We start from the raw sequence: 24816 nt of genomic DNA, 5'->3' as shown, positions 1-24816 counted from the left end.
GCACAAGGCGGCGCTGGCCTACAGTGCGGGCCTGCGTGCCGGCCTATTGCGCGGGCCTGGCCGGCAGTTTGCGCTGCGGGGTGGTGGGCGCGTTGGCGAGCATGGCCGCGCTGCGCGCCTGCGCGGCCTGCACCAGTGGCGAGATCAGCTGCGTCTCGGGCATGTTGTGCCAATACTTGCGCGGCATCTCCTTGCGCATCGCCGCGATCTTGAGCCGCGCGGGATTGAAGATGTGCGCGTAATAGGTGAGCCACAGGCCCTCGCCGGCGTCGGCCGCGGGCGCGTCGTCGGCGCTGGCACCCGGGCCCCAGCTGAGCACGCCGGGGCGGCCGGTGAGCGGCTGCTGCGCAAAGCCCGGCTGCACGCCCTGGGCGGCCAGCGCCGCGATGTCGGGCGCCTGCGGCCACCAGCGCAGGCTGCACTGGGGCGTGAGAATCGCCCAGCGCATGTTGGCAAAACGATTGACGAAGAACGGCGCGGCGGCCTGCACGATATGGTGCTCGGGCTCGAACCAGGCAACATGCAGCGGGCCGCAGCCGTCGATCGGGTCGTCGGCCAGCGCCACGGGCCGGAAACGCACGAAGGCATGGGTCTTGTGCACTTCGCGGCGCACGGCATGGATCCAGTGCTGCATCTGCACGCTGTCGGCATCGAGCAGGTCGTGGCGCAGGCCGGGCGTCAGTTGCATGCGCCACAGCAGCCGGTACAGCAGCGCAAAGCGCGAGGGCGCGCGGTGCAGCAGGCATTGCTCGGCCTCGGCCAGCCAGCTGCGCGGCACGCTCAGCGGCCGCTCGGGCGCAGGCGGCAGATCCGCGAGCTGCGTCGCGCGCGTCGGCGGCGCAAACAGGTCGGGAGTGCGCGCCTGCGCATCTTCGGTATGCCAGACCACGGCTTCGGGCGGTACCTGCTGGGCCCACAGCCAGCGCGCCAGACCACGCCAGTGCGCGAAGTCGCAGCCGTCGCGCGGCAGGATGAAAGTGTGGGTGATCATGGCGCGTGGGAATACTCAGAAAAGGCTGGCCTGCACGGGTGCCGGCGCCATGGGCTGCACCAGCCGCGCCGCGAGCTGCGGGTCGTCGAGACTGCGCCCCGGGCTCCAGCCCTGGCATTCGACAAACGGCAGCACCTTGGACTGCGGCACGCGCAGGCGCTCGATGTCGGCGCTGCGCAGCTGGCGCCAGCGGCGCACGGCCAGCAGCTTGTCGACGCTGGCCACGCCCAGGCCGGGAACGCGCAGCAGCATTTCGCGCGGCGCGGTGTTGAGGTTCACGGGAAACTGCTCGCGGTGGGCCAGCGCCCAGGCGAGCTTGGGGTCATGCTCCAGCGACAGCATGCGCCTGCCCTGGGCGCCGGGCGGAACGATTTCATGCGCTTCGAAGCCGTAGAAGCGCATCAGCCAGTCGGCCTGATAGAGCCGGTGCTCGCGCACCAGCGGCGGCGCGATCAGCGGCAGATCGGCCGTGGCGTCGGGAATGGGGCTGAACGCCGAGTAGTAGACGCGGCGCAGGCCGAAGCCGGTATAGAGCCTGGAGCTGGTGACGATGATGTCGCCGTCGTCGGCGCCATCGGCGCCGACGATCATCTGCGTGCTCTGGCCGCCGGGCGCGAACGCCTTGGGCGCGGTCGGCCGCGTGCGGCGCGACTGCGGCATGGAGACGATGGCGCGGCTCGCGGCGTCCTTGCGCTCGGCCTTGGACGTGGCGATGTGGTCGTGCAGCTGGCCCATCGCCCGGTGGATGGTCGCGCTGTCCTTCTCGGGCGCCAGCTGGGCCAGGCCCTGGACCGTGGGCAGCTCGATGTTGATGCTCAGCCGGTCGGCGTACAGGCCCGCCTGGGCCAGCAGCTCGGCATCGGCATCGGGAATGGTCTTGAGGTGGATATAGCCCTTGAAGCCATGGTCCAGGCGCAGCGAGCGCGCCACGCCCACCAGCTGCTCCATGGTGTAGGTGGGGCTGCGGATGATGCCGCTCGACAGGAACAGGCCTTCGATGCAGTTGCGCCGGTAGAAGTCGAGCGTGAGATTGACGACTTCGGCCACAGAGAAGCGCGCGCGCGGGATGTTGGAGCTGACGCGGTTGATGCAGTATTTGCAGTCGTAGACGCAGAAATTGGTCAGCAGGATCTTGAGCAGCGAAATGCAGCGGCCGTCGGGCGTGTAGCTGTGGCAGATGCCCGCGCCTTCGGTCGAGCCCATGCCGCCGCCCACGGCATTGCGCTTGGCGCTGCCGCTCGACGAGCAGGAAGCGTCGTACTTGGCGGCATCGGCCAGGATGGCGAGTTTGGTTTGCAGTTCCACTGTACAAATGTACAGTCATCTGCCAAGCCATGCAAGGCGCGCCCTCTTTCAGCGCAAGGGTTTAGAGAGAATGCACTTCGAGCACCAGCGTCTGCCCGGACACATTCAAGCCTTCGCGCGCCGCGGCCGCGATCAGGCCCGCATGCAGCTGCGCATCCTCCAGCATCACGCTCTGGCCGCTGCGCCGGCAGATGAGGCGCACGCCCTGGGTGTCGGCATCCGCCGGCGGCAAGCGGTAATGCACCTTGCCGGTGTCATCCATCTCGCGCAGCAGCATGCCGACCGCATAGAGTTTTTGCGCAATGCGGTAGACCGTGCTCAGGCTGGTGCGCATGCCGCGGCGGCGCATTTCGCGAAAGATCTCCTCGCTGTTGAGCCGCCGCGGATCATGGGCGGCCATTACCTGGAGCACGCCTATGCGTGCGGAAGTCGGCGTCAACCCTGAGGCGCGCAGGCTCTGCAATATGGTCATGCTGACGGTACTCATGGAGTCAAGCCCTGAAGGGACGAAGAATTCGTGGCGGCGGCCGTCATGGCCGGCCGTGACCAGCCGCCGCCCAGCGCCTTGTAAAGCGCCACCGACGCCTGCAGGCCCTGCGCCTGCAATTGCACGGCGCCATCCTGCGCCGCATACAGCGTGCGCTGCGCGTCGAGCAGCGTCAGCAGGCTGTCGGCGCCCGCGCGGTAGCGGCGCTCGGCCAGCGTCAAGGCCCGCTGCGCCTGGGCCAGCTCCTCGGCCTGGGCCGCGGCCTGCGCGGCCACGCCGGCCACGGCATTGAGCGCGACTTCGGTATCGGCAAAGGCCGCTACGATGGCCGCGCGGTAGCCGGCCAGCAGCTCCTCGCGCCGGGCCTGGGCCAGATCGCGCCCCGCGGCCAGCCGGCCGGCGTCGAAAACCGGCGCGGCCAGGCCAGCGGCCAGCGAATACAGCGGATTGTCGAAGACGCGGCGCAGCGCGTCGCCTCCCGAGGCGATGCCGCCGGTCAGCGTGAGGCGCGGCAGCAGCGCCGCGCGCGCCGCCAGCAGGTTCGCATCGGCGGCGGCCAGTTGCGCCTCGGCGCGCGCGATGTCGGGCCGGCGCGTGAGCAGTTCGGCGGGCAGGCCCGCGGCGACCGAAGGCGCCTGCAGCGCCGCCAGCGTCGGCGTGGCGATGTCCGGGCCGCTGTCCTGGCCCAGCAGCAAGGCAAGTGCGCTGCGCGCATCGCCGGCCTGCTGGCGCAGCGCTTCGACGCCGCGCCGCTGGGCCGAGACCAGGCCGCGCTGCTGCGCGAGTTCCAGCGGCGTGGCCGCGCCGGCGCGCACCCGCGATTCAACCAGCGCCAGCAGCCGGCCCGCGCTTTGCAGGTTGCGCTCGCCGATCGCGATGCGCTCGCGCAGCGCCACGGCCTGCAGCCAGGTCGTGGCCACGCCCGCGGTCACGGTGAGCTGCAGCGTGTCGCGGTCGAAAGCACTGGCCTGCAGCGTGGACAGCGCGCTGTCGCGGCCCGCGCGGTGGCGGCCCCAGAAATCGACTTCGTAGCTGGCGTTGAGGCCCGCGCCAAACAGGTTGCCGTCCACGCTGGCGTTGCCGCCCAGGCGCTGCTGGCGGCTGGCGCTCAGGCTCGCGCCGACTTCGGGCAGCAGCGCCGCGCCCGCAATGCGCGCCGCGGCGCCGGCCTGCTGCACGCGCGCCACGGCCGCGGCCATGTCGAGGCTTTGCGCCTGCGCCTGGTTCACCAGGGCGTCGAGTTCGGCGCTGCCGAAGCTGCGCCACCAGTCGGCCGTCACGCCCGCCTGCGCGTCGGTCTGCGGCGCCGAATGCCACTGCGCGGGCAGCGCCGAGGTTCTGGCCACGGGCGGCGGCAGCGGCGCCGCGCAGCCCGCCAACGACATTGCCATGAGCAACGCATTCATCTTGCTGTTCAGTCTCATGTTCATCCTCATTTCCCCGCCAGTGCCACCACTGGATCGAGCCGCGCCGCGGTTCTGGCCGGCATGAAGCCAAACAGCAGGCCGGTCGCGACCGCGCAGCCGAAGGCGCCCGCCATAGCGGTCGCCGAAAACACCACCGGCACATCCGCGATGATCAGCGCCGCGCCTATGGCCAGGCCTGCGAGCACGCCCGCCGTGCCGCCGACCAGCGTCACCAGCACGGCCTCGGTCAGGAACTGGCGCAGGATGTCGCGCTGGCGCGCTCCGGTCGCCATGCGTATGCCGATCTCGCGCGTGCGCTCGCGCACCGTCATCAGCATCACGTTCATCACGCCAATGCCGCCGACCACCAGCGACACCGCGGCAATCAGGCCCAGCATCATGGTCATGCTCTCGCGCGTCGCGGCTTCGGCCTGCAGTCGCGCGGCGGCGTTGCTGATGCCGAAATCCTCGCGCCCGCCATGGCGCGCGAGCAGCACCTTGCGCATCGCGGCCTCGGCTTCAAGCACCTGGTCCGACGAGGCGACATCGACCACCACATAGTCGGGCTGGGTCTGCGCCTGGTAGACGCGCGCCCGGCCCGATTGGTAGGGAATGAACACCATGTCGTCGTAGTTCTGCGCGGCCGATTCGGCGCCGCGCTCGGTCATCACGCCGATGACGATGAATGGCGAGGTGCCTATCAGCAGTTGCTGGCCCAGCGGGTCGGGCGTGTCGGGAAAGAAATGCTCCTTGGCCTTGTGGCCCAGCACCACCAGCGGCGCGAGCTCGCGGTCCTCGGCCGCGGTGTAGTAGCGGCCCTGGGCCAGGCGCCAGTGGTGCACCGCGGGCATGCGTTCGCTGGCCGCGAAGACATAGATCTGGCGGTCCACGTTGCCGCGGCGCACGGTGATCGGATCGCCGATCACGGGCATCACGGTGCCTATCTGCGGCAGCGCGGCAAGCGCGTCCAGGTCTTCGGGCGTGATCTGGCCCGCAGGCCCGCCCGTGGGCGGCGCCTTGCTGCCCATGTACATGATGGTTGTGCCCAGCGTGCCCATCTGGGCGACGATCTTCTGGCGCGCGCCTTCGCCTATGGCCAGCATCACGATCACCGAGGCCACGCCGATGACGATGCCCAGCAGCGTCAGCACGGTGCGCGAGCGGTTGATGCGCATGCCGCGCCAGGCGGTGCGCGCGGCTTCGCGCAGGTCCTGCCACAGCGAGGCGCCTTCGTCGCCCGCGGCGCGCGCCATGTCGAGCACCGGCAGGGCCATGAGCGCGCGGCGCGGGTCGCTGGCGCTGTCGGCAACGATGTCGCCGTCGTGGATCTCGATCACGCGCTGGGCCTGCGCGGCCACCGTGCGGTCATGGGTGATCAGCACGATGGTGTGGCCGGCATCGGCGAGTTCGTTGAGCAGGCGCATGACTTCGGCGCCGCTCTTCGAATCGAGCGCGCCCGTGGGCTCGTCGGCCAGGATGATGCGCCCGCCGTTCATCAGCGCGCGCGCGATCGACACGCGCTGCTGCTGGCCGCCCGACAGCTGGTTGGGCCGGTTGTGCAGCTTGTCGCCCATGCCCAGGCGCTCGAGCAGCGCCGCCGCGCGGCGCGCGCGCGCCTCGCCCGACATGCCGGCATAGATGGCCGGCATCTCGACGTTCTCGCTGGCCGATTCGGTGGCGATCAGGTGGTAGCCCTGGAACACGAAGCCAAAGGCCTCGCGCCGCAGCCAGGCCTTTTCATCGGCGTCAAGCGACGCGACATCGCGGCCGTTGAAAAGATAGGTGCCGCTGCTGGGCTGGTCCAGGCAACCGAGCAGATTCATCAGCGTCGACTTGCCCGAGCCCGAGGCGCCGACGATGGCCACGAACTCGCCCGCGTGAATCGTCAGGTCTATGCCGTGCAGCACTTCGACTTCGGGCTGCTGGCCGTCTGCGTCCTGCGCGCCGCCATAGCGCTTGCGTATGCCGCGCAGCTCGATCAGCGGCGTGATGCTGGCTACCACTGGAATCTCCGCACGCCGCTGTCGGGCGGCGCCTCGCCGGTGATCAGGCGTTCGCCCTCCTCCAGGCCGCCGGTCACTTCGGCCAGCAGCCGGTTGCGCGTGCCCAGCTGCACGCGGCGCACTTCGACCAGCTGGTCGGGCGACTTCTCGGCCAGGATGCGCGCCTCATAGGAGCCCGACTCGCCGTCGAGCGCGGTGAACGCCGCCAGCGGCGCCGTGAGCACGCCCTTGACGGCGGCCGACACGAACGTGACCTGGGCCGTCATCTGCGGCATCAGCGCGCCGTCGGGGTTGTCGACGTCGAACAGCACCGTGTACTGCACGGCCTTGGTGCCCGCGGGCGGCATGCCGCCCTGTGCGGCCGCAGGCGCGCCTACCGCCGCCGACGGCGCGGGCAGCACCTGGCGCACCGTGCCGCTCCAGCGCCGGCGGTCGCTGCCCAGCGTGCTGAAGTAGGCGGGCATGCCCGACTTCACCTGGCGTATGTCGGCTTCCGACACATCGGTCCAGACCGTCATGCGGCTCAGGTCGGCAATGCGCAGCACCGTGGGCGTCTGGTAGGTCGCGTTGAGCGTCTGGCCTTCCTTCACATCGAGACCGGTGACCGTGCCGGCAATCGGCGCGTAGATGCGCGTATAGCCCAGCCGCGCCTCGTCGGCGCGCAGGCTGGCCGCGGTCTGCTTGATCTGCGCTTCGTATTGCGCGATGCGCGCCGCCGCGGACTTGAGCGTTGCCGCCGCGGTCTGCAGGTCTTCGAGGCGCGTGGCTTCGTCGCTGGCCAGCTGCTGCTGGCGCGCGTGCTGCTGCTGCGCGAGTTCATGCTGGGCGCGCGCGTCGTCGGCCTGGGCGCGCAGGCTGGCGATCTGCGCCTGTCCGGCCTCGACGGTGGCCGCCAGCACGCTGGCATCGATCTCGGCCAGCAGTTGGCCCTTCTCGACCGCGTCGCCGGCGCGCACCAGCAGGCGCGTGATCTGGCCCGAGACCTGGGCGCCCACATCGACCGAGCGCAGCGGCTGCAGCGTGCCTATGGCGGCCACGCTGGCCTCGATGTCGCCCCGGGCGACGGTCACGGTCTGCCACGGCGAGGCCGCGGCCGGGCGCAGCGCCAGCCACAGCCCGCCGAGCGCGACCACGGCCGCCAGCGGTATCAAATAGCGCGCGGCGCGAGGGCGGCGGCGCAAGGAACGCGAATCAGGCGAAGTCATTTCAGCGAGGCACCTCAAAGCTCAGCGTGGCCGTGTGGCGCACGTCGGTGTACTTCTTGCCGTCCAGCGTCACCGAGCCGTTGTCCACGCGCGCCGAGACTTCGAGCACGTAGAGACCCGGGAACGAAGGCTCGAAGCTGACCGTGCCGTCCTTGGCCGGCGTCAGCACGCGGCGCCAGCCTTCCGAGGTGTCGACATTGACCTGGCTGGCCGCAACCGGACGGCCCTTGAACACCAGCTGGAAGGTGTTGCCGCCGGCTTCGGTGGGCACCAGTTCGAGGTCGTTGACGGCCTTGGTCTCGCTGCGACCGAACTTGGCCTGAAAGTAGGTGAGCACGCCATCGGCGTCGGTGCGGGTCGCGGTGAAGCGCGCATCGCCCTGTCCGGCCGGCGTGAACGCAAAGTGATTGGCCGCGGTCTCCAGCGCCAGCGGCTGGCCTTCGGGCGCGACCGGCTTGGCATCGCGCAGCGCAGGCAGTTGCGCCAGCGGCTTGGGCAGTTCGCCGGCAAACACGCGGGCCTGGGCGCCAGCGCGCTGCAGCCAGAGGTAGTCGGCATGGGCCGACTGGGCCAGCGACAGGGACAGCGCGAGCACGGCAAGAACGGGCGCGCAGCTGCGGGAAATACGGAATGCGGTCATGGGATGAACGGAAATGAAAGGAATCTGAGCGGCTCAGCGCGGGCGCAGCGCCTGCACAAGGCGCGCGGCCAGCGCCGTCATGTCGGCAACCGGCTGCTGGCCGTCGGTGGCCAGCACCACCACGGTGGCGCCGGCGCCGGTCACGGCCTGGGCAAGTTCCGGCGTCAGCTCCTCGTGGTGCAGCACCGCGGCCACGCCTTCGCTGCGGATCAGCGCGGCCAGGGCCTGGGGATCGGTGCTGCCCGGCACCAGTTCGAGATTGAAGGCCGAAGCCAGGTAATCGAGGCGCGGCGACAGCGACACCACGGTCAGGTTGGGCGCGGCCAGCAGCGCGGTCTCGGTCTGGCCCGACAGCGCGACCAGCTGCTGCTTGAGCGCCGCGAGATTGCGCGCCAGCACGGGCGCGTCCTGGGGCGCAAGCCGCTCCAGATCCGCGGCAACGATGTCGGCCATGCGGCCCAGATTCACCGGGTGCAGCCAGGGATAGCTGCCCAGCTCCGCGCCCGGCTGCAGCGCAATGCCCGGCAGCGCGCCGTCAATCGGCCGCGCGGCGTCGATCTCGACCATGCGGATATTGGCGCGGCGCGCCAGCGGGAACAAAGGGTCCTGCGGCCACAGCGAACGCAGCGTGATCACCGCATCGGACCGGGCCGCGGCCTGGGCCAGCGCCTTGGCGCCACGGCCTTCGAAGTAGGCCAGCTGGCGCGCGGGCGGCAGATTGGCCGGCGCGGCGCGCGCCAGCGTGATGCCGCTGCCTTCGGTCAGCTGCGCGGCCAGGCCATGGGCCACCGGGTGGCCGACAAGAACCTGAACCGACTTGGCGGGCGCCGCCGCGGCCGGCGCCTGCGCCTGCGCCTGCGCCGTGGCGGCCGTGAACAGGGTCGCCGCAGCGGCGAGAAGCAGAGTCAACAAGGGTTTCACGACGGCTGTCCTTTCAATCCGGGAACCAGGCCGCGCAGGATCGCGGCCAGCATGAATACCGCCCCGGCCACCAGGATGATGGCCGCGCCCGAAGGCAGGGGCAGTGCGAATTCGATGGGCAGCAAAATGCCCGCAAGCGTGCTGAACGTGGCGATCAGCACGCTGAGCCAGAAGAAGCCGCGCAGCGACTGGCTCAGCAGCCTGGCGGCCGCGGCCGGAATCACCAGCAGCGCGCCGACCAGGATCGCGCCTATGACCTTGACCGAAGCCACGGTCACCACCGTCACCAGCACCACGAACAGATAGTCCATGGCCTTGACCGGCACGCCGCGCACCGCCGCCAGCTGCGGGTTGAAGCTCGCCAGCATCAGCCGGTTGTAGTTGGGCAGGCTCAGCGCCACGGTGAGCGCCGCGACCACGGCCAGCACCGCGAGATCCTGGCTGTTGACGGTCAGCACCGAGCCGAACAGCACGTTCTCCAGGATGTGGATGTTGATGCGGCCCGACAGCAGCAGCAGCAGGCTCGCTCCCAGCGCCAGCGACACCGACAGGAACACGCCGATCAGCGTGTCGGGCGTGAGCCCGGTGCGGTTGCGCAGGTAGTTCAGGCTGATGCCGAACAGCAGGCAGTAGCCGAACAGGCTGCCGTAGGGGCCGGTATAGGGCTCGCCCAGCAGGATGCCTATTGCCACGCCGGTCAGCGCCGAATGGCCCACGGCTTCGGAGAAGAACGCAAAGCGCTTGACCACGACCAGCGTGCCCAGGCCGCCGAGCACCGGGCCTATGATCAGGCCGGCCAGCACGGCATTGACGACAAAGCCGTAGGTCAGCGCACCGGGCAGCGCGCCGGCTTCGGCCCAGCCTTGAATGGCCAGGCGCAGGGTATCGAAGAACGTCATGCTGCGGCCTCCCGGCCCTTGGCGGCGCGCGGCCGGGTGGAAAACAAATCGAGCAGGGTCTGCGGCGTCAGCACTTCGCGCGGCGGACCGTCGAACAGCACGCCGCGGTTCAGCCCGGTCACATGGTCGGCCAGCCGGCCCACGGCTTCGAGGTCGTGTTCGACCCAGAACACCGTCACGCCGGCCTTCTTCCAGTCGACCAGCAGCTGCTCGAACACGCGCGCACCGGCCTCGTCCAGCGCGGCCATGGGCTCATCGAGCACCAGCAGCGACGGCGCCGGCACCAGGCCCTGGGCCAGCAGCACGCGCTGGCGCTCGCCGCCCGACAGCGCGCCCATGCGGCGGCGGCGCTTGTCAGCCATGCCCACGCGCTCCAGCGCCGCGGTGATCTCGTCGACGCGCGCCCGCGCAAAGCCCAGGAACGCGGGCTTGCGCTGGGTCATCGCGGCCATGAAGTCGTCGACGGTCATCGGCAGTCCGGCGTCGAACGCCAGCGCCTGGGGCACATAGCCCATCACTGCGGGCGCGCCCTGCCATTCCAGCGCCACGCGGCCCTGGTGCGGCGTCTGCCCCAGCAAGGTCTTGATCAGCGAGCTCTTGCCCGCGCCGTTGGGCCCGACCAGCGCATGCACGCTGCCCGGCACGACGCGCAGCGAGACATCGCGCAGCACCGTGGTCTGGCCCAGCCTGAGCCCCACGCCATCGAACGCGATTGCCGGTCCCTGCGACGGCGTCATTGGCCGGCCTCGCGGATGGCGCGCACCACGGTGGCGAGATTCTTCGCCGTGTCCTGCTCGAACTTCTGCGCGGTGTAGTCGCCGTAAGAGATATGCGTCAGCGCATAGAGGCGCACGCCGGTCTCGCGGCGAATGGTGTCGACATAGGCCGATGGAAAGTCCATCTCCGAGAAGATCACCTTCACATCCAGATTGCGCATCTGGTCTATGGTGGCCTTGAGCTGGGCCGGGCTGGGTTCGATGCCATGCGCCGGCTCGACCACGGCCGTGACTTCGAGGCCGAACTCGCGCAGCAGATAGTCGTAGGCGCCGTGGATGGTCGCCACGCGCAGGCTGCGGCCCGGCGCCTGCGCCAGTCCCGCGAGCGCATCGGCGCGCAGCTTGCGCAGCTTCTGGCCATAGACACGCGCATTCGTGCGGTAGGCCTCGGCGTTGGCCGGATCGAGCTTGCCGAGCTCGCGCGCAATGGTGTTGACCTGGGCAATCGACGCCGCCACCGACAGGAAAGTGTGCGGGTTCACGACCTGGCCCGAGCTGTCCTTGCCGCTGCGGCCCGCGTTCGCGGAGGCGCCGACAGCGGCCAGCAGCGGCACCTGGGCATTGGCCTCGATCACCGGCAGCTTGGGCTTGCTGCTGGCGGCAATCATGCGTTCGGCGAAGTCGTCATGGCCTATGCCGTTGAGCACCACCACATCGAGTCCGCCAATGCGCTTGATGTCCTCGGCGCGCGGCTCGTAGGCATGCGGGTTGAAGCCGGCCGGAATCAGCGGCACGACTTCGGCCAGGTCACCGACGATGTTGCTCACATAGCTGTAGTACGGGTGCAGCGTGATGCCAATGCGCAGACGGCGCGCCTGGGCGGACAGGGGCAGCAGCGTCAGCGCGGTGGTGGCGGCCAGGCCAGTCTGCAGCAAACGGCGGCGGCTGAAAATGGGGGACATGGGCGTACGACTCCAACGAAAAGGCACGCTGCGCGCAGGCAGCGAAAAAGCATCAGGGGAAAAAGCGGCGACGCGGCGATGAGTGGCGCTAGCGCTGCTGGCGGGTCACGCCCGCATCGAAGCGCGCAACGACCTGGCGCCAGCCGGCGCGCGTGAGCTGCGCGGCGTCCAGCGCCGCGGGTGCGGCCTGGGCGCTGCGATGCATCCAGATGTCGGGCTGGTCTTCGGCCGCATGCTCGGCGTGGTCATGCCCATGCGCGGGCGCGGCCACGCGCAGCAGCACCGAGGCCGCAACGGCGCTGTCGGCGCTCAGGCCCAGATAGCCCTGGGTCTGGCCGTCGGCAAGCAGCGTCCAGACATGGTCGCCGCGCTGCGCGCTGCTCGCGTCCTGCGCGAACGGCGGCAGGCCCATGTCGGCCAATGCGGCGACCGCGGGCAGGCGCGCCGCGCCCGCGCGCTCGGCGTCGATCTCTTCAAGCGCGATGCGCAGGTCGGCGTAGATGCCCTGCTCGGCGGCTGTCAGGTCACGGCGTGCATCGAGCTGGTGGGCCGCCACCGCATGGCTTTGCGCGGGCGCGGCGCGCAGCGTCACCACCGTGCCGGCCATGGCCAGTATCAGCGCGCAGCCGGCCAGCACGGCCAGCGTCTCGTTGCCGGCGCCGGCCGGCCGCACGATCTGGGTGCTCATGCTCATCGCGCCGCGCCGGCAACGATCTCGGCGTGATCGACTTCGACCACATGGCCAGGACCCGCGTCGAACAGCACGAAGAAATCGCCCTTGGGTTTCTTGAAGCTCAGCATCGAGCTCTTGTCGAGCTTGCCCGACACCAGCACCTTGTCTTCGTAGCTCATCACGTCAAGCCGCACGCCGGGCGCCAGCGAGCCGTCGGAAAACGCGCCGCGGCACTGGATGGTGTCGGCCGAGATCTGGCGGCACTCGACCACGGGGTTGTGCGCGAAGGCCGAGGCCGACAGCAGCAGCGCGCCGGCAGCAAGCGCCTGGCGCGCGCGGCAAACAAAGTGGAGAGATGTCATTTCAATGGCCTTTCTATTGGGCTTGCTGCGGGGCCTGGCGCCCGGCTTGCGGCTTGTCTTCGCGTTGCTTGAACCAGGCCACCGTCGCCGGCGACACATCGGCCAGGCGCACCGGAGCCTGGTGCATTTCGCCGTCCTTGCCGACCACGGTGAGCCACAGCATGCTGTCGGCCGTGGTGTTGGCCGGCAGCTGGATGTCGACAGTGCGGTTCCAGCGCGCGCCGTTGAGCACGATGCCGGCGGCGCGCAGCGAGCGCGGCTTGTTGACCTTGAGGTAGGCGGCGCGGATCTGCGCGTCGCAGTCCTCGCAAAAACGCACCTGGTAGGACTTCATGGGAATGTCCATGGCCACCAGATCGGGTACGTTGTGGTTGCTTTCGGCCAGGCGGAAGCTCCACGGCCCGACCTGGCCGGCAAACGCATCGGCGCGCAGCAGCGGCGCGATCGGCGTCGCCTTGAGGGCCAGCAGGAAGACCACGGGCACGGCGGCCAGCAGCGCGGCGGCCAGCCAGCGGCGCAGGCGCGGCGGCGCGGGCGGCAGGGCGGCGGCCTGCGCGGCGCGCGCCGGGCGCGCCGGGCGTGCCGCCGCACGCTGCTGCGGCTGCCAGGGCCACTTGGGAAAGGCAAACACCAGCGCCAGCGCGGCGATGCTGAGCCAGCCCAGCCACAGCGTGATGCCCACGCCCGTGCCCATGGAGGCGATGCCCAGCGCCAGCGCGATCGCCAGCAGCGCCCAGCCGGTGGCGCGGGCCAGCAGCCGCCACTGGGGCGCGGGCACGCGGCCCAGCAGATGCTCGGCATGGCGTTCGGTGGCCAGCGCCAGCGCGGCAAAGCCCGCGAGGCTGATCAGCAGGATTGCAAGATGCACCGGTGTCATGCCGCGCCTCCGTTCTTGAGCAGCCAGGCCAGCGCCGCGACCACGGCGGTGATCAGCACGATGCCGACCCAGGCGCGCGTGGCGCTGCGCGCCACGAACACTCCGATCACGGCCACGCTGTAGATCGCGAAGCTCAGCATGCTGGCCCACAGCAGCGCCTGGGGCTGGGGTCCGGGCCAGACCAGGGCCAGCAGCACGGTCGCGGCCGAAGCCAGCGCATAGCCGCCGAAAGCCGCAGCAATCACGCGCGACGCCACCGCCAGGCGGTAGGCGCGGGTCAATGGAACAGCGTTGCTCATGCGACACTCCCTTCGTGCACGGGCAGTGCAGCCGCGGCCTTGGCGGCAGCGCGTGCCGGGTCGAGCCGGCGTTTGACCTTCACGGCCATCAGCGCCAGCAGCGCGGCCAGCCCCCACATCGTCAGGTCGAAGCCCGCGAACACCCAGTCGCCGGCGCGCAGGCTGTTGAGCAGATGCCTGTCGGTGGTCAATGCATTGACCACGGGCACCAGCGCATAGGCCGCGCAGCCCGCCCAGAACAGTTCTATCCAGGCGCGGTGCAGCGGCCGCGCCAGCGCGTAGAACAGCGTTGCGAGCCAGACCGCGAACATGCTGTGCACTTCCCAGGCCGGGCGGTCGGTGATGTCCAGCGGCAGCAGGCGGTTGGCGAGGAAATACGCGGCCACGGCCAGCGGCAGGCCGGCAATGGTGGCGACATTGAGGTTCTCGACCAGGCGCACGCCGAACTGCTCCTGGCCTTCGAAGCCGCTGCCCAGATGGTGCTTGCGGCGCTTGACGGTCCACAGCACCATGCCGGTGCCTATCATCGCGCAGCCCAGCAGGCCCGCGAGGAAGTACACCCAGCGGCCCCAGGCGCCGACAAACAGGCCTTCATGCAGGTTGAGCATCACGCTCTGCGTGGTGCGCGCCGCGCCGCCCGCAAGCGGCTCGGGGTCCAGCGGCTCGCCGCTGCGCGCATCGAAGCGCAGCGTGTCGGAGCGGTGGATATCGAGCGAGCCTTCGTTGACGCGGTTGAGTGTGAGTGCCAGCCGTTCGCCCTCTCCCTGGTGGTGCATCAAGGTGATGCTGCGCACCTTGCCCGGGCCCCAGACGGCCTCGGCCTTTTCCACCAGCGGAGTCAGCGCGGTCTCGGGACGCGTCACGGCCACGGACTTGCGGTTGAACTCGGGAAACAGCTCCGAGAAATACGGCTTGCGGCTTTGCTGGTCGCTGCCGTAGAGCGCGTTGATGCCCGCGGGCATGTACGAATACATGAAGAACACCAGGCCGCTGTAGGTGATCATCAGAAAGAACGGCAGCGCCATCACGCTCACCGCGTTGTGCGCGTCCAGCCAGCTGCGCTGACCCTTGCCGGGACGGAAAGTGAAGAAGTCCTTGAAGATCTTCTTGTGCGTGATCACGCCGGTGACGATGGCCATCAGCATCAGCATGGTGCAGATGCCGACAATGCGAATGCCTAGGTCGAAATCCATGTAGTGCAGCAGATAGTGCATGCGGTACAGCGTGTTGCCGCCGGCCGTGGCGCGCGGCTCCACGCCCGAAGGCAGGACCGCGCCGGTGTTCACGTCGAGCCGCTCGCTGCCCGCGGGGCCGAAGTCATGGCCCTCGGGCGGCATCTCCTGCCAGGCGATGCCGAACTCCTGCCAGTTGCGCGACGGCACCGAGTCATGTGGCAGGTTGATGCGCCAGTTCGCGGCGCCCGGAGCGATCTGCTGCAGGCGATCGAGCGCGCGATCGAACGCGCCGGCGCGGTCGGTCAGCGCAATCTCCTCGACCATGGGCCGCTCGGGTTGCATCCAGCGCGTGATTTCCGTCTGGAAATAGCCGGGCGTGCCGGTGACGAAGACAAAGAACAGCACCCAGCCGACGATCAGGCCGGTCCAGGTGTGCAGCCAGGAAGTGCACTGGCGAAGCGAAGAAAACATGGGCGTGCTCCGGCTCAGGAAATGGTGATTGCCGGCACGGCCCAGCGCAGCGCGCCGCGCGCCTGCGGGCCCGTCTGCGCGGCCTTGAGCGTGAACGAGCGCGCACGCACCGTGGCAATGGTCAGGCCGGTGCGCGCCAGCAGCAGCTCCAGCGCTTCCTGCGGCGTATAGGCGCCATAGACGGCGACGGCTTCGCGCCCGGAAAGCAGGGCTTCGTGGAACAGCACCTGGGACTGGGTCTGCAGACCGAAGGCGCGCAGCGCGCTCACCAGCGGCTGGGCAGGAATGCTCACGGCAACGCGCGATTCCTGCACGCCCGCGTGGCGCGGCGGCTGCGGCGCGGGCCGGAGGTCCTGCGCCGCAGCCGGCAGCAGCACGCCACAGGCCAGCCAGGCCATCACCGTGGATGCCGGATATCCCCGCCCTGCCCGCCCCCTGCTGGAGTGGGCGCTCTCGCTGCCTTGACCTTGCCGCATTGCACTGTTTCCATCTTCGTACGGCGTCTGGTCGAAGCGGCTTGGCAGGAAGTCGCCCCGTTTCCGGGAAGCATCAGCCCACTGCAAGCACTTCGCGCCAGGCGCGCGCTGTGTTCGTGGCTGTTGGCGGAAGAACGAAGGTCACCCTTCTGGTCCGTGGCTGGCAGCCGGAGCATGGAAGAATTTCCGCGCCCTCAATAGGTAGAACGGAAATCGGCGCAAACATGGAACCCGCGGAATGCAAATAATTCAAATTATTTTTTGCGGCGTGGGGTAGGGGTGCGCAACTGGCGATTGCGAGGTGCAAGGCTTACGGCCACAAGCCTTTCGTCGCCAACCGTTCGTCCTGAGCGAGGTAAGCGAGGCGAGGCCTCACAAGGCGTTGGCTCACCCCGTTCGTCCTGAGCCTGTCGAAGGATGAACGGCCTGCGCTCCAGGCATGAGGACAGGCCGACGCGACCGGCCAGGCAAGCTCACCACGAACGCGGTGCTTGAGGCCCGCGCCGCACTGGCACGGCGCAGCCTCAACGCCTGGAAATGCGCCAGTTGCCCACAGGATCGCGCTCGACGCGCACCGGCACCACGTCGGGCAGCGCCTGGATGAAGTCATCGGCCGAGTGGATCATGAGGAAGCCCGAGATCGTCATGGCCTTCAAGCCTTCGTCATCGACCACCACCGACTTGCCCAGGTAGCGTCCCAGTTCCTGCGCGACTTCGCCCAGCGTGGTGCGGCTGAAATGGATCTGCCCCGTGCGCCAGCGGCCCACTTCCTCGGGCGCGGCGCGCAGGCTCTGGTGATTGCCGGTGGCGGTGTCGATCGCGACACCGACGCCCGGGCCCAGCAGCAGCGCGGGGTCGGTCGTCACGCTGCGTCGCGGCTGCACTTCGACCTTGCCTTCAAGCACCTTGACGGTCAATTGCTGCGCCGTGGCGCGCACGTTGAACGCCGTGCCGACCACGCGCACGCGGCTGTCGCCGCGGTCGATCGTGAACGGCTGATTGGCATTGGGTGCGACGCGAAAGAAGGCCTCGCCTTCGCCCATCAGCACTTCGCGCCGGCGCGGGAAGTAGCGCACCTGCACCGCCGTGCCCACGTTGAGCGCAATCTGCGAGCCGTCGGGCAGATCGACCGCGCGCGTCTCGCCCGGGCCGGTGGCGACATCGAGGCGGTAGCTGGGAGTTGCATCCCAGCGGAACCAGCCCGCCGCGACCAGCGCCACGCAGGTCGCGGCAAGCACCGGCGCAAAACTGCGCCGGCGTGCGGGTGTGAGCCAGGGCAGCCAGCGCAGGCCGGCCGCGGGCGCCGCGCCTGCCGTCGACCGTGCTGGCGTGGCGCAAGTCGCGCTACGGTATTGCTTCAGCTGGCCGGCGAGCTGCACGGTATGGCCCATCGAATCCATGATGTCGCGGCGCGCGGGATCGGCGGCCAGCCAGGTCTGCAGCGCGCGTTCGTCGGCGGCCGTCCAGCCGGCCTGGGCGCGGCGCACGCACCAGTCGGCCACCTCGCGGTGCAGCTGCAGCAGCGCGCTGTGGGTCGTGCCCGCGGGAATGGGCTTCATGGAGCGTCCCCGTCGGCGGCGTCGGCCGCTTCTTCGGCACCGCTGAGCACCACATGCATCTGGCGCATCTGCGCGCTGCTGGCATAGCTCACGCGCACCTGGCAGTAGGCCAGGCCGCGGCTCAGATGCTTGACCACCATGCGCGTGGATATGCCCATGCGCAGCGCGGTCTCCTCGACCGTATGGCCTTCTATGCGGTGCAGCGTGAACGCTTCGCGCTGGCGCGCGGGCAGCTCCTGTATGGCCTGATCGAGCCGGGACAGCAGTTGGGAATGGGCCGCGTGGGCAGCGGTGTGGCCGGCGTCGGTAGACAGGTCGGGCGTGTCGGAATCCTCTTCGAGAGCGACGCGCTGCAGGCCTTCGCGCTGCGCGCTCTTGCGCCAGCCATCGATGGCGACATTGCGCGCGGCGCGGCGCAGATAAGGCTGCTCGTCGCCCGGCGCAATCGACTTGCCGGTCGCGGCCAGGCGCGCAAACACTTCCTGCGTCGCGTCCTCGACTTCGGCGGCCGAGCCGAAGTAGCGGCGCATCATGCGCGCCAGCGGAGCGCGCCAGCGGGCATAGAGATGCCCCAGCTGATCGCTCGCGGTCGGCGGCGGCGCGCCTTCGCCCGGCATGAAGTCGCGTTTCATGCCCTGCCTCCAGGCTTCAGCGGCCACGCCGATGCACGCCTTGAACCCGTCATGGCATGCAGTCGCGCGGCAGAAGAAATGGTTGAAGCGGGCAAGAAGATCCGACACAGATGAACGCCGGGTGCGGCACAGGTGGCGACATTCTACTGAGAACCGTTCGCATATGGAAACGTGCATCGCCCTGCCAGCCCGTCGTCATGGCGCAGTCAGCGCAGCTTGCGCACTTCGGTATCCGCGGCACGCAGCACCCGGCCATCGCCGGCCTGCGGCGCCATGCGCGCCAGCGGCCGGCCCGCGCGTTTGTCGACGAGCTGCGAATGCGCTTCGCCCTTGGCGAACAGGTGGCGTTCCCCCCATTGGCGCAAGGCCACGACGACAGGAAACAGGCTTTCGCCCCTGGCCGTCAGCACGTATTCCTGGTAGGCGCTGCCATCGGATGCGGCCCGGGTTTCGAGAATGCCCGCGTCCACCAGCTTGCGCAGCCGGTCCGAAAGAATATTGCGCGCCATGCCCAGACTGCGCTGAAAGTCGCTGAACCGGCTTATGCCATCGAATGCATCGCGCACGATCAGCATGGACCAGCGATCGCCGACGAGATCGACGCTGCGCGCGACCGGACAGGGTTCGTCTGCGGAGAGATTGCGACTCGGCATGCGGCGTTCCATCAAATGAGTTGGTTGCATTTTAAAACCATCATGCCTAGAATTCAACTGGTTTTGTTTTGAAACCAGATTGAAGAAACGGCCCGTGATGCAAACCCCTGCCCCTGCTTCCCCGAACCCTGTGGCCATGCCGCGCTCGCTGGTGCTGCTGTTTGCCGCCGCCAGCGGCCTGAGCGTCGCCAACGTCTATTACGCCCAGCCGCTGCTCGACGCGCTGGCCGCCGACTTCGGCATCAGTCATGCGGCCGTCGGCGGCGTGGTCAGCGCGACCCAGCTCGGCTCGGCGCTGGCGCTGCTGCTGCTGGTGCCGCTGGGCGATCGCCTGGACCGGCGCCATCTGATGGGCGCGCAGCTGCTGGCCCTGATCGCGGCGCTGTTGCTGGTCGCGAACGCGCCCTCGGCGCGCGTGCTGCTGCTGGGAATGCTGGGCGTGGGCCTGCTGGGCACGGCCATGACGCAGGGGCTGATCGCCTATGCCGCCAGCGCCGCCGCGCCGCATGAACAGGGCCGGGTCGTGGGCGGCGCACAAGGCGGGGTGTTCATCGGCCTGCTGCTGGCGCGCGTGTTCGCGGGCGGCGTCAACGACCTGGCCGGCTGGCGCGGCGTGTATGTCGGCGCGGCGGCGCTGATGCTCATGGTCGCGCTGCCGCTGTGGCGCCGCCTGCCGGCCCTGCCCGCCCCGGCGATGCGCAGCAGCTACTTTCGCTTGATCGCGTCGATGCTCACGCTGCTGTGCCAGGAGCGCGTGCTGCAGATCCGCGGCATGCTGGCCTTGCTGATGTTTGCCGCGTTCAACATCTTCTGGAGCGCGCTGGTGCTGCCGCTGAGCTCGCCGCCATTCGCGCTCTCGCACACGGCCATAGGCGCTTTCGGGCTGGTGGGCGTGGTCGGCGCGCTCGCGGCGGCGCGCGCCGGGCAATGGGCGGACCGCGGCCGGGGCCAGCGCACCAGCGCCGCGGCCCTGCTGGCGCTGCTGCTTGCCTGGTGGCCGCTGGCGCTGATGGGCTGGTCGCTGTGGGCGCTGGTGCTGGGCATCGTGCTGCTGGACCTGGGCGGCCAGGCCTTGCATGTGACCAACCAGAGCCTGATCTTGCGCACCCGGCCCGACGCCCATGCCCGCCTGGTGGGGCTCTACATGCTGTTCTACGCGGTCGGCAGCGGGCTGGGCGCAATCGCCTCCACGGTCACCTATGCGCATGCGGGCTGGCAAGGCGTGTGCGCGCTGGGCGCGGGCGTGAGCCTGCTGGCGCTGATCTTCTGGGGAGCCACTTTGCGCTGCATGCCCGGGCCCGCGCGGGCGTGAAGCGCTGTCGGCAAACAGGGCTGCTGTAGGCGAAACTCACAAAAATAAACAGGAAGGGATTTCCATTATGGAAATGTTTTCCGGATTTATTACATTTTGTCCATGCTGCAACACAAGGCAGCAATGCGCGCCTGAGTCTTTCCAAAGCACCTGTTCGACACAACTTCAACGGAGACAGCGAATGAGATCTTTCCAGCGGAAATTTGCCTACACCGCCATGGCGGCGGCCCTGCTTGCCGGCCTGAGCGCCTGCGGCGGCGACGACAACAACGAGCCGCCCAAGGACGAGGAGGCGGCGGTCGACAGCAGCTTCGACCCCTACTACAACGTCTGCCGCGGCACCGACTCCAAGTGCTACAACGACTGGGGCGCGTTTGCCTCCACGCCCAACCGCGTGCTGATCTATTCGCGCACCGCGGGACCGCGCCACGCCAACCTGGGCACGCCCATGGCCGCGGGGCTGAACCCCGAGATGAACGCCGACAACGTCATGCAGGCGGGCCTCAAGCGCATGATGGAAGAAGCCGGCATACAGGCCGACTGGACCGAAGACGTGACGGTGCTCGCCGGGCGCATCAACAACTACAAGACCGTGATCTTCGCGAGCTCCAACCGCGACACGCTGTGGAACGAAGCCGTGGCCACGGGCAATGACGCGGCGCGCACCGCGCTGCGCAACTACATGCGCCGCGGCGGCGGCTTCGTCGGCCTGCACAACGCGTTCGGCGCCGAGTACAACTGGCCCTACTACGAAGGCCTGCTGGGCAATGCCAACTTCTACAACCACGGCCCGAACCGCGACGGCGTGGTGAAGATCATGGGCCAGGACCCGTCCACGCAAGGCGTGGCGCTGAGCTTCGCGTTCAAGGACGAGTGGTACAACCTCGCGCCGTTCCCGACCAACGTGAAGTTCCTGGCCCAGGTCGATACCTCCACGCTGAACCCGCTCACGGCCGCGCCCCATCCCGGCCACAAGGACTTCCACCCCGTCGCCTGGTGCCAGTACTACGACGGCGGCCGCGCCTGGCTCAGCACGCTGGGCCACGCCGCCGACCACTTCACCGCGAACTCCGCGGCGCCGGGCGCGCAGGACTTCCAGAAGATGGTGGTGCAGGCCGTCAAGTCCACCATGGGCCTGACCGACTTCTGCACCAGCTCCCCCGCCACGCCGGCCAAGTAAGCCCAGCGCCCACTTTGGAGGAAATCCGTGAAATCTCGCTCTTACACGCTTTCTGCGATTGCAGCGGCCATCATCTGCCTGCCCGTGGTGCTCATAGGCTGCGGCGGCAATGGGGATGACAAGCCGGCCGTCACGCCGCCGCCGACGGCGGATCTCAACGACTGCTGCACGCCCGGCGGCAAGGATTTCCCCAAGGTGGGCGGAAACCTCGGCAACCAGAACTACAGCGCGCTGTCCGCGCTGGAGAAGAAGAACATCGCCCAGCTCGGTGGCGCCTGGGTCAACCGCGTCGAAGGCGGGCTGAACACCGGCACCAACCAGAGCACGACGGTGGTCGTCGACGGTGTCATTTATCTCGAGACCGCGCTGGGCAATGTGGTCGCGGTCGACGGCAAGACCGGCGTCACCAAGTGGAAATGGGAAACCCCGCATGGCACCATCACCCGCCGCGGCGTGGCCGTGGCCAAGGACCTGGGCCTGGTCTACACGGTTGCCAAGGGCAACCGCCTGGTGGCGCTAAAGATCGCCACCGGCGAAGTCGCCTGGACCAAGGAATATCCCAACGACACGGCCGACGCCAACTACCTGGGCTCGGTGCAGAAAGTGGCGCTGGTCTACCACGACAAGCGCCTGTACATAGGCACCAACGACGGCAACCGCGGCGCGGCCTTCACCGCCGACGCCACCGACGGCAAGGTGCTCAATGTGTTCTGGGGCGTGCCCAAGCCCGGCACCAAGGGCTACGACACCTGGGGCGGCGCGGCCGAGGCCGACCGCACGGGTGCCACGCCCTGGATACACCCGGCCGTGGACCCCGAACTCAAGCTGGTCTACTGGACTTTCGGCAATGTGCGCGGCGGCTCGTCGCAGGACGGCTCCAAGCGCCCCGGCCTGAACCTGTTTGCCAACTCCATCGTCGCCCTCGACACGGTCACGGGCGAGTACAGATGGCACTTCCAGTCGGTGCACCACGACATCTGGGACATGGACAACGTGATGTCGCCGGTGCTCGCCGACGTGAAGATCGACGGCGTGCTGCGCAAGATCGTGATCTACGGCAGCAAGACCGGCATGTACTACATCCTTGACCGCAAGGACGGCTCGGCGCCGCTGGGCATCGATGAGGTGCCGGTCAAGCAGGACGCGCGCCAGGCCACCTGGCCCACGCAGCCGATTCCGCGCCAGGGCGCATGGACCGAGACCTGCGTGGTCGATCAGCAGCTCGGCACGGCCGTGCCCGGCGACCCGAACCGCGCCATCCCGAACTACCAGAAGGGCTGCCTGTTCGACCCGCACTGGGACATCCCTATCCTGTCGGTGCCCGGCCACGGCGGCGGCGCCAACTGGAACCACCAGTCGTTCAGCCCCAAGACCGGACTGGTCTACACCGGCTATGGCTATGTGGGCGCAGCGCACTCGCTGACCGAGGCCAGCAACGGCCTGCGCCCGCCGGGCACCTACCAGACCGGCGGCGTGGTCGCCGTCGACCCGAGCACCAACCGCGTGCGCTGGAAGAAGGCCATGCCCTACTCGCTGGCCCATGGCAACGGCATCCTGTCCACGGCCAGCAACCTGCTGTTCATAGGCCAGCCCGACGGCAACCTGATCGCCATGGACGGCGACAACGGCAACGAAGTCTGGCGCTTCCAGACCGGCGCCTCGATCAATGCCAGCCCGGTCAGCTACGAGATCGACGGCGAGCAGTACATCGCGGTGTTTGCGGGCGGCTCGTCCATCCCCTACAGCGATGCGCCGCGCGGCGACTTCCTGTGGGCGTTCAAGGTCGGCGGCAAGGTCGCGCCCGCGGCCACGCCCATTCCGCCGCTGGTGCGCCGGCCGGTGTCCGGCTCGGCCGTCAGCGGTGCGAGCCTGCCCACGCCCAACACCGTCTATCTGGGCCGGGTGCAGACCGCGACCAATGCCCCCGGAGCGCAGGAATCGACGGCCGTCAACGCCATGACGCCGACCTTCATGACGGTGCCGCTGAACACCACCGTGACGTTCAAGAACCCCGAGGGCAATGCCAACGAGCATTGCGCCACGCAGTTCTTCGAAGGCGTGTTCAACTTCCGCCTCAAGCCCGGCGAGTCGGCCAACTACAAGTTCACGCAGCCCGGCGAGTACTTCTACAACGACTGCCACAGCCCGCGGCCCACGGGCAAGATCGTCGTCGCCGACAAGTGAGCCCTCGGGGCGCGCGCGCCCCCGCAACGAAAAAGCCTGCGAGGCATGCCATCGCAGGCTTTTTCACGTGGCGCGCGCGCCACGGCTCACTTCATTGCGTCATTGCAGGCAGGCGGTGCAGCGTTGCCTTGAGCGCCGCAAAGCACTCGGCGTCTATCGCCGTGCCCACGGACTCGCCCATGATTTCCAGCGTCTTGTCGACAGGAATCGCACCGCGATAGGGGCGCGCCGCGGTGATCGCGTCGAAGATGTCGGCGCAGGTGATGATGCGCGTTTCGAGATCGATATCCTGCGCCGAAAGTCCCCGGGGATAGCCCTGGCCGTCGAGACGTTCATGATGGGCGCCCGCGATGCGCGCCAGCTCGCCAAACGCATCGATGCGCGACAGGATGGCTTCGGTGTACATCGCATGGGTGCGCACCACGGCCCACTCCTCGGCATCGAGCTTGCCGGGCTTGTCGAGAATGCTGTTGCTCACGCCCAGCTTGCCGATGTCGTGCAGCAGCGCCGCGCGCTTGAGCCAGCGGCGCCGGTCGGCATCCAGGCCCATGGTCTCGGCCATCAGATCGACATACAGCGCCACGCGCGCGCTGTGGCCGCTGGTGTAAGGGCTCTTGGAATCGACGACCTGGCCGAACGCCGTGGCGATGTCGTCGAGGTAGTCCTCGTCCAGCGGCACCAGATGGGAAGCGGGCTCGAGCGCCAGCACCGCGGCGTCGATGTCCGCCCCCGCGAGCTGTGCCCAGAACGCGTCGTCGGCGACCGCGCTGAACGCATCGATCAATTCAGGGTCCAGCCACTGGCCGCGGCGGCGCTGCAATTCGGCCAGCGCGGCCTGCGGCCCGCCGCCGGTGTGAAACACATCGGCCACCTGGGCCAGCAGCGCAATGCGCGAATACAAGGGTATCGCCTGGCCGGCGAGCCCGTCGGGCCGGCCCTTGCCGTTGAAATGCTCGTCAAGGTGATAAATGCCCTGGGCCACCGTCTCGGGAAAGCGCAGCAGGCGCGCGATCTCTGCGCCGCGCTGGCAGCGCGTCTGGATCAGCTCGTCGGCCAGCTCCTTGCCGTTGCGCAGGATGTTCATCACCGCGCGAAAGCGCTCGGCCAGCGGCGCGCGCAGGCCCGTGTGCGAGAGCACGAAATTGAGCACCTGGGGCAGGCTGTCGCCCACGGTCTTGAAGTCGTGCTTGAACGCCAGATCGTTGGTCAGGTAGAGCTCGCAGATGCGCGCCGCATTGCTGCTGCAGCCCAGGTCCTTGAGCAGCAAGGTGTAGTACAGGCCCCAGAGTTCATCGTCCGACATCCCCAGGCGCCGCCCCACATGCATGCCAATCCAGCAGCAGCGGGTGCAGTGTCCCTCGGGTTGTCCTTCGGTGATGTCGAGCGCATGGCTCAAGGCAGAAATCAATTCTGAGAGGCGCAATCCGG

The 24816-nt window shown here is 68.9% G+C and carries 24 protein-coding genes; 3 read left to right on the top strand and 21 right to left on the bottom strand.

Annotated features, from left to right (window positions below):
• Window positions 1–43 precede the first annotated feature (43 nt).
• From ACSVDO_RS04125 to ACSVDO_RS04030, 20 genes are all read right to left on the bottom strand, one after another.
• Window positions 44–991 (bottom strand): TIGR03915 family putative DNA repair protein, encoded by a 948-nt coding sequence (locus ACSVDO_RS04125; protein WP_489595026.1) that lies wholly within the window; start codon window positions 989–991, stop codon window positions 44–46.
• A gap of 15 nt (window positions 992–1006) precedes the next feature.
• Window positions 1007–2296, bottom strand: coding sequence for a putative DNA modification/repair radical SAM protein (locus ACSVDO_RS04120; protein WP_332533978.1), 1290 nt, complete (start codon window positions 2294–2296; stop codon window positions 1007–1009).
• A 61-nt stretch (window positions 2297–2357) separates the two neighbouring features.
• Window positions 2358–2783 carry a Fur family transcriptional regulator gene (locus ACSVDO_RS04115; RefSeq protein WP_332533977.1) on the bottom strand — a complete coding sequence of 142 codons (426 nt, stop codon included), beginning with the start codon at window positions 2781–2783 and terminating at the stop codon, window positions 2358–2360.
• On the bottom strand, window positions 2780–4207 hold the full coding sequence (locus tag ACSVDO_RS04110; protein WP_489595023.1) for an efflux transporter outer membrane subunit: 1428 nt from the start codon (window positions 4205–4207) through the stop codon (window positions 2780–2782). Before ACSVDO_RS04110 ends, ACSVDO_RS04115 begins: the two co-directional genes overlap by 4 nt.
• Window positions 4208–4215: 8 nt before the next feature.
• The gene (locus tag ACSVDO_RS04105; protein WP_332549280.1) at window positions 4216–6192 is read right to left on the bottom strand and encodes a MacB family efflux pump subunit; all 1977 of its coding nucleotides are present in this window, start codon (window positions 6190–6192) and stop codon (window positions 4216–4218) included.
• Window positions 6186–7397, bottom strand: a complete 1212-nt coding sequence (locus ACSVDO_RS04100; protein WP_489595021.1) for an efflux RND transporter periplasmic adaptor subunit — start codon at window positions 7395–7397, stop codon at window positions 6186–6188. Before ACSVDO_RS04100 ends, ACSVDO_RS04105 begins: the two co-directional genes overlap by 7 nt.
• 1 nt (window position 7398) lies before the next feature.
• Complete coding sequence (locus ACSVDO_RS04095; RefSeq protein ID WP_489595019.1) at window positions 7399–8037, bottom strand: hypothetical protein; 639 nt, start codon at window positions 8035–8037, stop codon at window positions 7399–7401.
• Between the two features lie 33 nt (window positions 8038–8070).
• Window positions 8071–8949 carry a metal ABC transporter solute-binding protein, Zn/Mn family gene (locus ACSVDO_RS04090; RefSeq protein ID WP_489595017.1) on the bottom strand — a complete coding sequence of 293 codons (879 nt, stop codon included), beginning with the start codon at window positions 8947–8949 and terminating at the stop codon, window positions 8071–8073.
• Window positions 8950–8954: 5 nt separating this feature from the next.
• Entirely contained in the window at window positions 8955–9857 is a 903-nt protein-coding gene (locus ACSVDO_RS04085; protein ID WP_332540117.1) for a metal ABC transporter permease, read from the bottom strand.
• Window positions 9854–10594: a metal ABC transporter ATP-binding protein gene (locus ACSVDO_RS04080; protein ID WP_489595016.1), complete on the bottom strand. Its 741-nt coding sequence runs from the start codon at window positions 10592–10594 to the stop codon at window positions 9854–9856. Before ACSVDO_RS04080 ends, ACSVDO_RS04085 begins: the two co-directional genes overlap by 4 nt.
• Window positions 10591–11535, bottom strand: coding sequence for a metal ABC transporter solute-binding protein, Zn/Mn family (locus tag ACSVDO_RS04075; RefSeq protein WP_332540115.1), 945 nt, complete (start codon window positions 11533–11535; stop codon window positions 10591–10593). The genes ACSVDO_RS04080 and ACSVDO_RS04075 overlap by 4 nt, the downstream gene beginning before the upstream one ends.
• A gap of 88 nt (window positions 11536–11623) precedes the next feature.
• Entirely contained in the window at window positions 11624–12223 is a 600-nt protein-coding gene (locus ACSVDO_RS04070) for a DUF6162 family protein (protein ID WP_489595014.1), read from the bottom strand.
• A 2-nt stretch (window positions 12224–12225) separates the two neighbouring features.
• The gene (locus ACSVDO_RS04065) at window positions 12226–12570 is read right to left on the bottom strand and encodes a hypothetical protein (RefSeq protein WP_332549272.1); all 345 of its coding nucleotides are present in this window, start codon (window positions 12568–12570) and stop codon (window positions 12226–12228) included.
• A 13-nt stretch (window positions 12571–12583) separates the two neighbouring features.
• Complete coding sequence (locus ACSVDO_RS04060) at window positions 12584–13447, bottom strand: DUF3325 domain-containing protein (RefSeq protein WP_489595012.1); 864 nt, start codon at window positions 13445–13447, stop codon at window positions 12584–12586.
• Entirely contained in the window at window positions 13444–13746 is a 303-nt protein-coding gene (locus tag ACSVDO_RS04055) for a DUF3649 domain-containing protein (RefSeq protein WP_489595010.1), read from the bottom strand. The genes ACSVDO_RS04060 and ACSVDO_RS04055 overlap by 4 nt, the downstream gene beginning before the upstream one ends.
• Window positions 13743–15392, bottom strand: coding sequence for a PepSY-associated TM helix domain-containing protein (locus ACSVDO_RS04050; RefSeq protein WP_489595009.1), 1650 nt, complete (start codon window positions 15390–15392; stop codon window positions 13743–13745). The genes ACSVDO_RS04055 and ACSVDO_RS04050 overlap by 4 nt, the downstream gene beginning before the upstream one ends.
• Window positions 15393–15406: 14 nt before the next feature.
• Window positions 15407–15793 (bottom strand): STN domain-containing protein, encoded by a 387-nt coding sequence (locus ACSVDO_RS04045; RefSeq protein WP_489595007.1) that lies wholly within the window; start codon window positions 15791–15793, stop codon window positions 15407–15409.
• A gap of 599 nt (window positions 15794–16392) precedes the next feature.
• Entirely contained in the window at window positions 16393–17427 is a 1035-nt protein-coding gene (locus ACSVDO_RS04040) for a FecR family protein (protein WP_332548535.1), read from the bottom strand.
• A complete protein-coding gene (locus tag ACSVDO_RS04035; protein WP_489595006.1) occupies window positions 17424–18059 on the bottom strand; it encodes an RNA polymerase sigma factor in 636 nt (211 codons plus the stop codon). Before ACSVDO_RS04035 ends, ACSVDO_RS04040 begins: the two co-directional genes overlap by 4 nt.
• A gap of 206 nt (window positions 18060–18265) precedes the next feature.
• Entirely contained in the window at window positions 18266–18712 is a 447-nt protein-coding gene (locus ACSVDO_RS04030; RefSeq protein WP_332535171.1) for a winged helix-turn-helix transcriptional regulator, read from the bottom strand.
• Between the two features lie 97 nt (window positions 18713–18809).
• On the opposite strand from ACSVDO_RS04030, the gene ACSVDO_RS04025 reads away from it, so the two are divergent.
• The 3 genes from ACSVDO_RS04025 (at window position 18810) to ACSVDO_RS04015 (ending at window position 23388) form a co-directional block, all read left to right on the top strand.
• Window positions 18810–20024, top strand: a complete 1215-nt coding sequence (locus ACSVDO_RS04025; RefSeq protein WP_489595003.1) for an MFS transporter — start codon at window positions 18810–18812, stop codon at window positions 20022–20024.
• A gap of 181 nt (window positions 20025–20205) precedes the next feature.
• Window positions 20206–21204, top strand: a complete 999-nt coding sequence (locus ACSVDO_RS04020; protein WP_332535174.1) for a ThuA domain-containing protein — start codon at window positions 20206–20208, stop codon at window positions 21202–21204.
• A gap of 27 nt (window positions 21205–21231) precedes the next feature.
• Window positions 21232–23388, top strand: a complete 2157-nt coding sequence (locus ACSVDO_RS04015; RefSeq protein ID WP_332548532.1) for an outer membrane protein assembly factor BamB family protein — start codon at window positions 21232–21234, stop codon at window positions 23386–23388.
• A 91-nt stretch (window positions 23389–23479) separates the two neighbouring features.
• Here ACSVDO_RS04015 and ACSVDO_RS04010 read toward each other — a convergent pair whose 3' ends face one another.
• On the bottom strand, window positions 23480–24784 hold the full coding sequence (locus ACSVDO_RS04010) for an HD-GYP domain-containing protein (protein WP_332681248.1): 1305 nt from the start codon (window positions 24782–24784) through the stop codon (window positions 23480–23482).
• Window positions 24785–24816 lie beyond the last annotated feature (32 nt).

The organism is Comamonas sp. DB36 (genome assembly GCF_057914905.1).
Note: the sequence above shows the minus strand (reverse complement) of the source record. Positions and strands in the feature narration are given on the sequence as shown.

Bases quoted from the DNA above. Each gene is read 5' to 3' on its own strand.
- ACSVDO_RS04125 (WP_489595026.1), bottom strand. From the start codon at position 991: ATGATCACCCACACTTTCATCCTGCCGCGCGACGGCTGCGACTTCGCG.
- ACSVDO_RS04115 (WP_332533977.1), bottom strand. From the start codon at position 2,783: ATGAGTACCGTCAGCATGACCATATTGCAGAGCCTGCGCGCCTCAGGG.
- ACSVDO_RS04110 (WP_489595023.1), bottom strand. From the start codon at position 4,207: ATGAGACTGAACAGCAAGATGAATGCGTTGCTCATGGCAATGTCGTTG.
- ACSVDO_RS04100 (WP_489595021.1), bottom strand. From the start codon at position 7,397: ATGACTTCGCCTGATTCGCGTTCCTTGCGCCGCCGCCCTCGCGCCGCG.
- ACSVDO_RS04095 (WP_489595019.1), bottom strand. From the start codon at position 8,037: ATGACCGCATTCCGTATTTCCCGCAGCTGCGCGCCCGTTCTTGCCGTG.
- ACSVDO_RS04085 (WP_332540117.1), bottom strand. From the start codon at position 9,857: ATGACGTTCTTCGATACCCTGCGCCTGGCCATTCAAGGCTGGGCCGAA.
- ACSVDO_RS04080 (WP_489595016.1), bottom strand. From the start codon at position 10,594: ATGACGCCGTCGCAGGGACCGGCAATCGCGTTCGATGGCGTGGGGCTC.
- ACSVDO_RS04075 (WP_332540115.1), bottom strand. From the start codon at position 11,535: ATGTCCCCCATTTTCAGCCGCCGCCGTTTGCTGCAGACTGGCCTGGCC.
- ACSVDO_RS04070 (WP_489595014.1), bottom strand. From the start codon at position 12,223: ATGAGCACCCAGATCGTGCGGCCGGCCGGCGCCGGCAACGAGACGCTG.
- ACSVDO_RS04065 (WP_332549272.1), bottom strand. From the start codon at position 12,570: ATGACATCTCTCCACTTTGTTTGCCGCGCGCGCCAGGCGCTTGCTGCC.
- ACSVDO_RS04060 (WP_489595012.1), bottom strand. From the start codon at position 13,447: ATGACACCGGTGCATCTTGCAATCCTGCTGATCAGCCTCGCGGGCTTT.
- ACSVDO_RS04055 (WP_489595010.1), bottom strand. From the start codon at position 13,746: ATGAGCAACGCTGTTCCATTGACCCGCGCCTACCGCCTGGCGGTGGCG.
- ACSVDO_RS04050 (WP_489595009.1), bottom strand. From the start codon at position 15,392: ATGTTTTCTTCGCTTCGCCAGTGCACTTCCTGGCTGCACACCTGGACC.
- ACSVDO_RS04040 (WP_332548535.1), bottom strand. From the start codon at position 17,427: ATGAAGCCCATTCCCGCGGGCACGACCCACAGCGCGCTGCTGCAGCTG.
- ACSVDO_RS04035 (WP_489595006.1), bottom strand. From the start codon at position 18,059: ATGAAACGCGACTTCATGCCGGGCGAAGGCGCGCCGCCGCCGACCGCG.
- ACSVDO_RS04030 (WP_332535171.1), bottom strand. From the start codon at position 18,712: ATGCCGAGTCGCAATCTCTCCGCAGACGAACCCTGTCCGGTCGCGCGC.
- ACSVDO_RS04025 (WP_489595003.1), top strand. From the start codon at position 18,810: ATGCAAACCCCTGCCCCTGCTTCCCCGAACCCTGTGGCCATGCCGCGC.
- ACSVDO_RS04020 (WP_332535174.1), top strand. From the start codon at position 20,206: ATGAGATCTTTCCAGCGGAAATTTGCCTACACCGCCATGGCGGCGGCC.